The sequence below is a fragment of the Hymenobacter rubidus genome (assembly GCF_016734815.1).
Taxonomy (GTDB): Bacteria; Bacteroidota; Bacteroidia; order Cytophagales; family Hymenobacteraceae; genus Hymenobacter; species Hymenobacter rubidus.
In genome coordinates, this window is sequence record NZ_JAERQF010000004.1 from 122467 (window position 1) to 134375 (window position 11909).

At 61.1% G+C, this 11909-nt stretch carries 10 protein-coding genes; 4 read left to right on the plus strand and 6 right to left on the minus strand.

Translation table 11 applies throughout. The features are described 5' to 3' along the window. Positions 1-67 precede the first annotated feature (67 nt). The 4 genes from JKL48_RS04520 to JKL48_RS04535 all read left to right on the plus strand — a co-directional run bounded on the left by JKL48_RS04520 (position 68) and on the right by JKL48_RS04535 (position 5025). On the plus strand, positions 68-694 hold the full coding sequence (locus JKL48_RS04520; RefSeq protein ID WP_201979132.1) for a CatA-like O-acetyltransferase: 627 nt from the start codon (positions 68-70) through the stop codon (positions 692-694). Positions 695-795: 101 nt separating this feature from the next. Further along, on the plus strand, positions 796-1701 hold the full coding sequence (locus JKL48_RS04525) for a LysR family transcriptional regulator (protein WP_201979135.1): 906 nt from the start codon (positions 796-798) through the stop codon (positions 1699-1701). Between the two features lie 63 nt (positions 1702-1764). After that, positions 1765-2967, plus strand: coding sequence for a threonine synthase (locus tag JKL48_RS04530; protein WP_201979138.1), 1203 nt, complete (start codon positions 1765-1767; stop codon positions 2965-2967). 159 nt (positions 2968-3126) lie between these two features. Further along, positions 3127-5025 (plus strand): glycosyltransferase, encoded by a 1899-nt coding sequence (locus tag JKL48_RS04535; protein ID WP_201979151.1) that lies wholly within the window; start codon positions 3127-3129, stop codon positions 5023-5025. Positions 5026-5109: 84 nt separating this feature from the next. Here the strand turns inward: JKL48_RS04535 and JKL48_RS04540 are convergent, their stop codons facing one another. From JKL48_RS04540 to JKL48_RS04565, 6 genes are all read right to left on the minus strand, one after another. Further along, positions 5110-5442 (minus strand): DUF167 domain-containing protein, encoded by a 333-nt coding sequence (locus JKL48_RS04540; RefSeq protein WP_201979154.1) that lies wholly within the window; start codon positions 5440-5442, stop codon positions 5110-5112. 14 nt (positions 5443-5456) lie between these two features. Next, entirely contained in the window at positions 5457-6185 is a 729-nt protein-coding gene (locus JKL48_RS04545) for an endonuclease III domain-containing protein (protein ID WP_236668618.1), read from the minus strand. A 260-nt stretch (positions 6186-6445) separates the two neighbouring features. Continuing rightward, on the minus strand, positions 6446-8305 hold the full coding sequence (locus JKL48_RS04550) for a PKD domain-containing protein (protein WP_201979157.1): 1860 nt from the start codon (positions 8303-8305) through the stop codon (positions 6446-6448). A 229-nt stretch (positions 8306-8534) separates the two neighbouring features. Continuing rightward, entirely contained in the window at positions 8535-9506 is a 972-nt protein-coding gene (locus JKL48_RS04555; protein ID WP_201979160.1) for a hypothetical protein, read from the minus strand. A gap of 207 nt (positions 9507-9713) precedes the next feature. Beyond that, the gene (locus tag JKL48_RS04560; RefSeq protein WP_201979162.1) at positions 9714-10124 is read right to left on the minus strand and encodes a response regulator; all 411 of its coding nucleotides are present in this window, start codon (positions 10122-10124) and stop codon (positions 9714-9716) included. Between the two features lie 262 nt (positions 10125-10386). After that, positions 10387-11877, minus strand: coding sequence for a sensor histidine kinase (locus JKL48_RS04565; RefSeq protein ID WP_201979163.1), 1491 nt, complete (start codon positions 11875-11877; stop codon positions 10387-10389). Positions 11878-11909: the final 32 nt, after the last annotated feature.

Below are 11909 nucleotides of genomic sequence, written 5' to 3' on the forward strand. Positions count from 1 at the left end.
CCTCGGCTGCGCTCGGCATGACCGTTCTCAATGGTCAGCAGTGCAAAGCTACCGACCTTTGCCCGCCATGAAGCACCTGATTGACCTCGATACCTGGCCGCGCCGCGAGCATTTTGCCTTTTTCTCGGCTTTTGAAGAACCCTTTTTCGGCCTCACGGCCCACGTGGATTGTACGGCCGCCCAAGTCGCCGCTAAGCAACTGGGCGTGTCCTTTTTTCTCTACTACCTCTACCACGCCCTGGAAGCGGCCAACGAAGTGGAGGCCTTCCGCTACCGCATCGAAAACGGCCAGGTGTGCCTGTACGACCGCATTCACGCCTCCGCTACCCTCGGCCGGCCCGACCACACGTTTGCTTTCTCCTTTATCGAGCAGAATAACGCCTTAGACGGTTTCATCGCTTCCGCCGAGGCCGAAATCGCGGCCGTGCAGGCCAGCACCGGCCTGCGGCTGAGCGACGCCACGGCCCGGCCCGATGTGGTGCACTGCTCGGCCCTGCCGTGGGTGCGTTTTACGGCGCTCTCGCACGCCCGCAGCTTCACGCATCCCGACAGCTGCCCGAAAATCTCCTTCGGCCAGGTTTTTCGGGATGGCGAGACGTTGCAAATGCCCGTATCGGTGCACCTGCACCACGGGCTGGGCGATGGCTACCACGTTGGGCTGTTTCTGGATGCGTTTCAGCGCAGACTGAGGTAAAGACGCATATTTGCGTCTCGTCGTTGAACATTCGCACGCACCGTTCAGGCGTTATTGTTCAACGATGAGCCGCAAATACGCGTCTCTACCCCTTTCCCATCATGCTCTCGCACCCGCACGAAGTGTTTCTGGAAGTAGCTCAGCGCCTGAGCTTCACCAAGGCCAGCCAGGCGCTGTTCACCAGCCAATCGGCCGTGAGCAAGCAGGTGAAAGCGCTGGAGGAACACTACAAAACCGGCCTGTTTGAGCGCCTGGGTAGCAGCATTCAGCTCACGCCCGCCGGCCGCAAGCTCTACGAAAAGCTGCTGCAGGCCAAGCAGCTGCAGCAGGAACTGCACCAGGAAATGAGCGCGCTGAGCCCGGATTTCGCGCCCAGCCAGCACCTGCTCATCGGGGCCAGCACCACCATTTCGCTCTACGTGCTGCCGCCCGTGGTGTCGGCCTACTTGCAAAAGCACCCCAACCGCCAGCTTAGCCTCAAAAACCGCAATTCCGATAACATCCTGCGCGCCCTGCTCGACCACGAAATCGAGCTGGGCATCATCGAAGGCATTCACAAAGTGAGCAACGTGACCTACACCCCGCTGCTCACAGATGACGTGGTGGCCGTGTGCGCCGCCAACAATCCGTTGGAAAAACGCACCCTCGAAGTCCACGACCTGCTCACCACGCCGCTGGCGCTGCGCGAGGCCGGCTCGGGCACGCTGGCGGTGCTCGAAGAAGCCCTGGCCCGGCACCGCATCAAGCTGGCGGCTCTGCCGGTGCGCGTGCGCCTGGGCGGCACCGAGGCCCTCAAAAACTTCGTGCGCGTCGACACCTGCCTGGCTTTTTTGCCCCGGCAGGCGGTGGTAAAAGAGCTGGCTTCGGGCGAGTTTGTAGAAGTCAAAATCAAGGGGTTCGCCCTGAAGCGCGAGTTCAATTTTATTCAGCGCAAGGGCACCGAGAATAACGCTCCTTACAAGGATTTCCTGCAGTTCACGCGGCGCTACTATTCCAGCAAGGCATAGCCTATTCCAAATGTCCATCCCAAATGGGCATACCTCGGGCAAAGCACATCCGTACTTTGCTCCATGAAACTGGTCGCCTCCGAATCCCTTTCCCGCCTTGCGGCGCTGCATTGCTCCGCCTGCGGCACCGAATATTCCGCTTTCGATTTGCAGCGCGTGTCGGCCTGCTGCAACGTGCCGCTGGTGGCCGATTACGACCTGCACGAGCCCTTGAGTCGCGCCGTCATCGACCAAGCCGATACCTCCATGTGGCGCTACGGGGCGCTGCTGCCCCTGCTGCACGAAGAAAATAAAGTCACGTTGGGCGAAGGCCTGACCCCGCTGCTGCGCTTGCCGCGCCTGGCCGCGCGCTACGAGCTGTCCTCCCTTGTGCTCAAGGACGAAGGCCAAAATCCCACCGGTTCGTTTAAAGCGCGCGGTCTTAGCATGGCCGTTTCCAAAGCCAAAGAGCTGGGCGTAGAAGGCTGCATTATTCCCACAGCCGGCAATGCGGGCGTGGCCCTGGCTGCCTACTGCGCCCGTGCCGGCCTCAAAGCGGTGGTGGTGATGCCGCGTCACACGCCGGCCGCCTTCAAAGAAGAATGCTACTGGTACGGGGCCGAAGTGGAGCTGGTCGACGGCCTCATCAGCGACTGCGGCGCCCGCGTGCGCCAGCGCAATGCCGACGGCGCCCTGCTCGACATCTCGACTCTGAAAGAGCCCTACCGCCTCGAAGGCAAGAAAACCATGGGCTACGAAATTGCCGAACAGCTCAACTGGACACTGCCCGACGTGCTGCTGTACCCGGCTGGCGGCGGCACCGGCCTCATCGGCATCTGGAAAGCGTTTCAGGAAATGAAGCAGCTCGGCTGGCTCTCGGCCAGTGTGAAATTGCCGCGCATGGTGGCCGTGCAGGCCGAAAACTGCTGCCCGCTGCTCGAAACCTACGAAGGCCGCCAGCCCAACTGCCACGCCTATCAGGGCCACGCCACGCTGGCCAACGGCCTGGCCGTGCCCCACCCGCTCGGCGAGGACATGATGCTGCGGGTGCTGCGTGAGTCGGGCGGCACGGTGGTGAGCGTGAGCGAAGAAGGGATGCTGGCCGGCATGCGCGACCTCGGCCAGCACGAAGGCCTGTTTGTGGCCCCCGAAGGTGGCGCGGTATGGACGGCTGCCCGCCAGCTCCTAGCCGCCGGCGCTATCCGCCCCGACGAGAATATCCTGCTTCTCAACACCGGCAACGGCCAGAAATACATGGACAACGTGGCAGGCCGGGCCTGGGGGTAAGGAGGTGCGGGTTTAAAATAGAGCGTCATGCTGAGCGGAGTCGAAGCATCTCTACCGCGCAACTAATCACTTTTAGTATCGCAGCAGAGATGCTTCGGCTGCGCTCAGCAGGACGTGCCTTCTTCGGTCTGCAATACGCCGCGGCAATACCTTTGCGCCATGCGCATTCTCCACGTTTTGTCGGCTGAGTTTTTCGCGGGCTCCGTGGCCTACGCCGTGCAACTGGCGGAGGCCCACCGCGCTCAGGGCCATCAGGTGTGGCTAGTGGCCGATGCCGACCCGCTGCCTACCGGCGCCACGCTGGTGTGGGCCAACATCAGCAACCGCCGCTACCGGGAGCGGCTGCGTAATGCACGCATTATTCGCCAAGTTGTTCAGAAAGAGAATATTGATGTGGTGCACTGCCATTCGCGGGCAGCCAGCTGGGTAAGCTACTTCGCTCTGCGCGGCCTGCGCGTGCCGCTGGTGAGCACCGTGCACGGCCGCCAGCACCTGCATACGTCCACCTCGCTGCTCGATGTGTATGGCGACAAGGTCATTGCCATTTGCGATAACCTGCGCGAACACCTCATTACAGAGGTGAAAATGGACGCCGCCAAAATCGTGCACATTCCCAATGGGGTAGACTTTGACGCTTCGCTTAAGGAGGAATTAAAAATGAAGAATGAAGAATTGGGAACGCAGGAAAATTCCTCATTCCTCATTTCTCATTCTTCATTAAGCAACCCATCAAGGGTTGCGTTTATTGGGCGTTTCAATGGGGGCAAAGGCGAACGGGCGGCGGCGCTGCTGGCGCAGGTGTTTCCGGCGCTGCTGCGCGAGTTTCCGGCGCTGCGGGTGGCGCTTATTGGCGGCGAGCTGGAGCACCTGCCGACGGCCGGCAAAACTGCCCTGGCGCAGTTGCAGGACAATTTCGGCGAACGCATCGAGGTGGTGGGCTTCACCTCCGATGTGCCCGGCTGGCTGGCCCGGACCACGCTCGTAATTGGGGCCGGCCGCGTGGCCATTGAGGCGCTGGGCGCGGCCCGGCCCGTGCTGGCGCTGGGTGAAGCCAGCTACGCGGGCCTCGTCACGGAAGAAACTTTTGCCTCGGCGGCGGCATCTAACTTCGGCGATATCTCGGCCCGGTTAAGCTCTTCGGAAGTTGATTTTGCCGCGCTGCTGGCCGATGCGCGAGCGTTTTTGCAGGCGCCCCAACTGGTTTCGGCGGCGCTGCAACGGCAGGTGCAGGCGCACTACAACCTGCCGGTCATTGCGGCGCGGGTACTCGAAACCTACCAGGCCGCCCGCATGCGCAAGGCTGTGCCAAGCTTCATTCCGGTGCTCATGTACCACAAAATTCCGTTGGAGGCGCTGGCCACCAAGCACCAGATTTACGTCATGAAGGACAATTTTGAAAAGCACCTTGCTTATTTCAAACAGCGGAAATTAACCCCCATCACCTTTGCTGATTACCTCCGGTTTGCCCGTGGGGAATACGCCCTGAAAGACTTTCCGACGCGCCCTATCATCCTCACGTTCGACGACGGCTATACCGATAACTACACCAACCTGCTGCCGCTGATGCAGCAATATGGCTACCGGGGCGTGCTCTATCTGCTGGGCGATGCCGACGTGCGTTACAACCAATGGGACCTGGCCACCGACCCCACCGAGCCGCGCTGCGAAATCATGAACCTGCCGCAAAAGCACGCTTTCGTGGCCGCCGGCTGGGAAATCGGGGCCCACACCCTGTCGCACCCCCGCCTCACCACCCTGCCGCTGCCCGACGCCGCCCACGAAATCCGGGAAAGCAAAGCGGCCCTGGAAGCCAGCCTGCAGACCGAAGTCGTCAGCTTTGCCTACCCCTACGGCGACCTCAACGACGCCGTGAAAAATCTGGTGCGCGAAGCCGGCTTTGCGCTGGGCGTGGCCACCGACACCGGCGGCCTGCACCTGGAAGACGACCGGATGCAGGTGTTCCGCATCAACATGTTCCCGAACGAAACCGCCAGCAGCCTGTTCAAAAAAACCTCGCCCTGGTACCGCAAGTACTACCGCTGGAAGCGCGGGAAGTAGCGTGCTAGGGAATCATTCAATTTGAACGGTCATGCCGAGCGCAGCCGAGGCATCTCGCGTGCCGAAGTAATTCTTACGATTGGATTACTGCCCCAAGCGAGATGCCTCGGCTGCGCTCGGCATGACCGTTTTGTTTACTGCCAGCCCAGCCCCGCGCAACTGCGCCAGCCGCTGCCGCAATTCCTCCTCGCTCACTTCCGCCAATTCTACTTTCTTAAACGGCGCGGCGTGCCCGGCCAGCAGCGTCACCCGGCTTTTCGCTACACCGAAGGTAGCTGCCAGAAAGGCTTGCAGGACGGCATTGGCCTTGCCATCCTGGGCTGGCGCGTTCAGGCGCACCGTCACCGAGCCGTCGGGCCCAACGAGCAGCTGATTGGCGCGGCTGCCGGGTTTGGCTTTGAGGTGCAGAATGGCCATTCGGCAAAATTACCTTATGCCGGGCGGCCCAGGCGCGCCTGGCCAAACGGGCACTGGTCGAGCACCACGCACCGGCCACAAGCCGGGCCACTGAAGTAGCAGCACTTTTGGCCGTGAAACATGAGGGCCTCGTGGTGGTCGTACACCTGCTGGGCAGTCCAGTCGGGCGGCAACAGGGCCTCCAATAGCTTGTGGGCCGGCCCTTCGCCTACCTTGGGCCCTATCAGCCCCAGGCGCTGGGCCACGCGGTGGTGGTGGCTGTCGACGGGCATGGCCGGGATGCGCAGGGTGCTGAACAGGAGCGTGGCGGCGCTGGTTTTGGGCCCCACGCCGCTGATGCTTTCCAGCCAGGCGCGGGCTTCGGGAATGGGCATGTCGGCCAGGAAATCCAGGGAGCACGGCGCATCAGACCCACACCGCTGGCTGATTTCGCGCAGCACGGCCTGAATGCGCGGGGCCTTCTGCTCGGGCCAGGTGCAGGCCCGAATGGCGTGCTGTACCGCCTCGGTGGAGGCGTCGCGCACGGCTTCCCAGGTCGGAAAAGTAGCGGTAAGCTCCTGGTAGGCTCGGTGCGAGTCGGCATTTTTGGTACGGTGCGACAGCAGGGCACTCACCAGCTCGCTCAGCGGGTCTTTGGTGCTGAAGAAGGGGAACGGTGCACCGTATTCGGCGCAGAGCCGCTCGTGTACCAGCAGCGCCTTGGCCTGGCGGGCGGCAAAATCGGTATCAGCAGTAATTGGCATCCAGCGAGGTACTGCCTCTCCTTGCGAAAGGTTGGCATTGCGCTACTACCAGCAGCGAAAGCTTCGAGAGGGGGCTGGCAAAAACGAAGCGGTTTAGAAAATTTTTTCGAAGCCTTTGAACGTCATGCTGAGCTTGTCGAAGCATCTCTACCGCAATAGTAACTGAATTACTTACGCAGTAAAGATGCTTCGACAAGCTCAGCATGACGTGCTATCAACTTTCTAAATTGCTTCAAAGGCCTGAAGTCAGCCCGCACGTCCTACCGCACTTCCAGCCGGCGCGTGGCGGTGCCTTCGGCAGCTTGCAGGCGCAGCATGTATAGCCCCGCGCCCAAACCAGCAATATCCAAAGCAACGCCCTGGCTTATGGTGGCCACCGGCCAAGCCAAATGCCGGGCCACCCGGCCCAGCGCGTCTAACAATTCTCCCCGCACCTCAACCGGGCTCGGCTGCAAACCGGGCCATTGCACCGTAACGGCACCACCGGAAGCCACTGGACTGGGAAATAGCTGCACCCGCGCCGCTAACTCGCGCTGCGCCGCCGTGCTCAATGCAAACGGAAAGAGCATCTGCGTGGCCGAGCAGCCCAGGTTGTTGGTGACGGTGAGGGTGACGGGCGTGGCGGCGGTGGGCGGCGCATTGTAGCGGTGAGGCGGTGGCGTGCGGCCATCGTAGGTGCTGCCATCGCCGAAGGACCAGTGCCAGGCACTCACCACGGCGTAGATGCCCCCGCCCGTGGAAAAGTCCGCCAGCCGCAGCGTGTCGCGGGCGGCATTGAAGGCGTAGCCGGCGTTGGGCACGGGCGGGGTGGCGCACAGGTTGGGCTGGTAGGGCACGCCCGCGTTCTGGTAGGCGCGTACCAGCGTGCCGCCGTTGCGGTTACTGGAAGCATATCCTCCTTGCACCCGCAGTTGTCCATTTGCCTCGTGCAGTAGGGTGGGGTAACTACCCGTAAGCGGGGAATCCAGTAGTTGAAAGCTAGGCTGCAAGGTTACCGCCGCGAAACCGCCCAGAAACGAACTAAATGCACTCGTGGTTATGCCGGTAATGGTGCTGTAATAACCGAAAGCCAACGCATCCCCATTGCTTAATACGCTGAGCCGGAACAACCGAGAGCCGGCATCCGAATAGCTAGCACCCCATGCCGGAGATACAATGGTGCGGGTTTGCTGCACGGTGCCTTGGGCATCTAACTTAACAAGTAAGCCTTGATTGAACAGCGTGCTACCGGCCGTTAACCCCTGGCCCTTGGAATAGCCAGCTAGCAACAGTCCGCCGTCGGGGGTAAGGGCAGCGGCGTTGGCAAAGGTGTAGTCGGTACCGTGAAGGCCAGGATAGAGCCGTCCGGGCAGGGTGTCGCCCGTAGCTGTCACCCCCCCGACCCACACATGGACCGGACTGGCCTGCCCTTGGCGGTAGAATAGCCGGTTACCAATCAAGGCGTACGAGCCGTCGGGCCGGGGAACGATGTCGTTTATCAACAAATCCACTTCGGGGAAGAGGCGTTGCCACACCACGTTGCCTTGCAGGTCAAGTTTAAAGACTGCCCCCAATTGGTGAGTTACCGCTGACACCTGTGCCGGGCTGGTGGTGGTGCCCACCAAGACCAAGTATCCATCGGGCAGCGGCAGCATCTTTGAGTCAGACGCCGACCCGTAAGAATGTACGTTAAAATACCGGAACGGGGTTAGCCGGCTCCCCAATGTGTCGCAGGTGTAAAAAAAGTTGCTGTAGTGGTCCACTGAGTCCAGCATCCAGCCCGTCGCAGCAATACCCCCAGCTGGCGTGCGGCAGATGTCGCGGATGGATGCATTCGGCGCTGACGGAGACAAGCCGCGTAGTGTATGAAATCGGGACCCAATGCTGTCCCCCGCCGCGTTGAGAAATAATAACCCAGGACTGCTGCGAAGCCCGGTTCCCGGCGTCACCGTTGGGTCAGGTACTACCAGCCGGCCCCCAAGCACGTAGCGAGCAGAACTGATGCGATACCCAAAGCTGACGCTGAGATAAGTATCAAGCTGCCGTTTCCGGTAAATGCGCTGCCAGGTCAGCGAAGGCTGCGCGTCGGCGTATATCGAAACCAGACTGCCCAGCATCAGTAGCAAAAAGAGCTTTTTCATAGCTACGACTTGCTAATGATTGAGAAATAAGCGGTGAGTTCGAACTGGTGTACTCATATTCGGGTAGCTGCTAGAGTGAATGCGAAGTCTCAGCAGGTCTAAAGTAGTCGGCAAGTTCCGGTCTATCAGCAAGGTTGCTCGAAAAAACGACTGCCTGCGCTGCCAGGCAGGCAAAAGAAAACCCCGGCGGGGCCGGGGTTTTGCGGAGGCAGACGAAAGCGACGGGCCGCTACCGCGCCGAATTATACAGGGCAATGGCCTGGCGCTGGTTGTTGGCCTGCTTGCTTTGCAGCACAATGGGTACAATGAGCACCGGCAGGGCCACATACACCAGCGGCGAGATAGTTGCGCGGCCATCGGTGGCCCGCAACGACTGCATCAGGCCGGCCACCAGCAGGCCGCCGCCCACCAGGTAGCTCGCCACGGTGGCCTGCTGGTAGCGCCGCGACTCTAGCAACAGCTGTTGCGCGCCCGCGTTGTCCTTGGTGGCCAGCATCAAATTGTTGGACGTCAGATTCTGAATGGGGCCGTTGTCTTTCGAGAAATACTCGGTTTTGATGGTGCGGTAGCCGCCATAGGGGTAGCCGCCGTACCCGTAGCCGCCGTAGCCAAAGCCCCCGTAGCTGGGGTAGCCAAAGCCGCCCGGCCCCGAGCTATACTGCGTGGTGGTGATGGAATACAGGCTGATGCGGCCGGTTTTTTCGCGCCGCAGCGTGGCCTCGCGCGAGGAGTTGGGCAGGGTGGTGCGCACGTAGTGGCCCGTTTCATCCTCGTAGAAGCCAATCTCGGTCAGGTCGAACTTGCGTTGCCCGTCCAGCAGCAGGTAAGAGCGGCCAAAGAGCGGGTTTTTGGTTTCCACGTCGTTGGCCGTATACACCATCCCGTTTTTCAACCCCACTTGAAAGCGGGGCGGGCGGGCATTATTGCCCGGCAGCTGACCCGCCGGGGTGGGCGCATACACCGGGGCGGCGGGCGGCATGGGCGCCGGCAGGGGCGCGGTAACGGCGGCGCGGCGTGTGGTATCGGTCGGCACCACGGGCACCGATTCCAGCTGGCGCGGGGCTGGCACCGCGCGCGGCTTGGCCGGGGGCGGCATGGCCGGCAGCGTCCCAAGCTGGCGGGGGCCGTCGTCCTGCGCCTGTGCCGCGTATGCGCCCAGCAGCACAAGCAGCCATACAGCGTAAAAAGTGGGAATTTTCATGGAATGGACAAGATAATGACCGAAGGTAGAACAAAGCGCCAGCGCCCGGTTAATAATTCAAATCCCGCATGTGAAGCCCACCGGGAAACGCTTGGTTTGGTCAAAACTGAACGAGGCGTGGCGGGCGTAAATTCCGTTATTTTTTCGTGAAGTTCAAGTGAATGATGCCCGTTGCGCGTTGGGCGTGAACCGGCCACGGCCGCGGCGCTAGTTCAGCAGCTTTTCCAGTAGGCTGAGGCTGTCGGCCAGGTCGGAACCGGTTTCAAAGTCCAGGGGCTTGAGAATGTAGCCGCTCACGCCCAGCTTATCGGCGTTCAGGCGGTCCACGTCCATGCTGGAAGTGGTGGTGATGAACACCGGAATATGAGCAATTTCGGGGTTGGCCCGCAGCTCGGTCAGAAACTCGAGGCCGTTCATGCGGGGCATGTTCAGGTCCAGCAGTATCACTTCGGGCAGGGGGCGCAGGGGCTCGGTGCCGTTGCGGCCCAGCAGCAGGTCCAGCGCTTCTTCGCCGTTGAAGGCCGTGTGCAGCTGGTGCGGCACGTTGAATTTGGCAAAGGATTTCTCCGCCGTCATCGTATCAAAAATATCGTCTTCGACTAGTAATACAGAACGCATAAAAACAATGAGTAATTAACAATCAGCAGTGGGCAGTGAAGCTGATTGGGAAGTCCCCTTTGGCCGTCATGCAGAGCGCAGCGAAGCATCTTGCTTGTGATAGTAACTCAATCGATTGGTTTACTTTGGCACGCGAGATGCTTCGCTGCGCTCTGCATGACGGCCAAAGGGGACTTCCCAAACGGCCTCATTGTGTTGTTGACGGGTAACAGCAAGTAAAGCGCGAACTGTTCATTGTTAACTGACAACTGTCAATTGATTTTCACTTAGGCCACGTAAAGATAAAGCCGGCCCCCTGCCCAACCGCCGATTCGACCCGAATGGTGCCCTGCTGCTCATTAATAATCTTTTGCACGATGCTGAGCCCGATGCCGGTGCTTTCGGCCGTGTTCCGGTCGCGCAACGTTTGGAACAACAGAAAAATCTTCTGGTGGTATTCCGGCGCAATGCCCGGCCCGTCGTCCTGCACCCGAAACTCATAAAAATCACCGGCGTCCTGGCAGGTCACCTCCAGGTGGCCGGCGCCGCGCTGGTGGTATTTCACGGCGTTGGAGAGCAGGTTGGTGAAAACTTGCTGCAAGCTGAGCCGGTCGGTGACGAAGGTGGGCATGTCGGGGCCGATGCGCAGCCTGAAATCGGGCGGCACCACCAAGTCGGCTACTTCGTGCAGCAGCTGGCTTACGTCGGTGTTTTCGCGCGACTGCGCCGTGCGGCCTACGCGGGCGTAGGCCAGCAGGCCGTTTATCAGGTCTTCGAGGCGGGCGAGGCGGCCCTTCATCTGGTCGAGGTAGGTGCGCAGCTGCGGCGACAGCTCGGCCGACAGCTCGTCCTCAATCCACTTCACAATGGTGGTCACGCCCCGTAGCGGCGCCTTCAAATCGTGCGAGGCCACGTAGGCAAACTGGTCGAGCTCCTTGTTCCGCTTTTCCAGGGCGCTGAAGCTGGCGTCCAGGGTCTGGGTCATGCGGTTGAGCGACGCGGCCAGGCCCCCCAGGTTGTCACCGGCCGAGTCGGTGATTCTGACCGTGTAGTCGCCCTGCACAATCTGCTCGGCCAGGGCCCGAATCTGGGCAATGCGCCGGCTCACCTCCGCATTCACGTCGGCCAGCTCGCTTTGCAGGCGCCGGTTGTCGGCCAGCTCCTGCACAATCTTGGTCACCAGCCACACCACAATCAGCACCGCCAGCACCGCCGATACCAGCACCACAATGGGCGTGGCTTTCTCAAAAACGTCCTGCAAGGCACTGCGCTGGGCCAGCAGCGCCATTTCGTTTTGCTTGATGCGGGCGTAGAGCAGGCGCACCTGCCGCAGCGTTTGCCGGTCGGTATCGAGCAGCGTTTGCATGGCCGAATGGCTCATGGATTTCTTGATTTCCGTGAGGGGCCGCAAAATCCGAAACTCCTGCTCCACCAGCTGCCGCAGCGAGTCGAGACGGGCCCGCTGGGCGGGGTTGTCGACTGTGAGTGCCTGGAGGCGCTCCAGGCTGGCCGGCAGCTGGCCGGTGGCCATGCTGTAGGGCCGCAGGTACACCGTGTCGCCGGTAAGCAGGTAGCCCCGAGTGCCGGCCTGCGCATCCTTGAGCACGGCCGTCACCGATTCCACTTCCTGCAACACCTGGTAAGTGTGCTGCACGTTATCGGTTTGCACGCTCAGGCCCCGGATGCTCCAGAACGAAGCCGCTGCCGTGAGCAGGAGCACCCCGATGGCTAAGGCAAAGCCAACAATTATTTTTGTGTCGATTTTTGATTTCATGCGCTGCGAAGGTACTGGCCCGCCCTACGCCG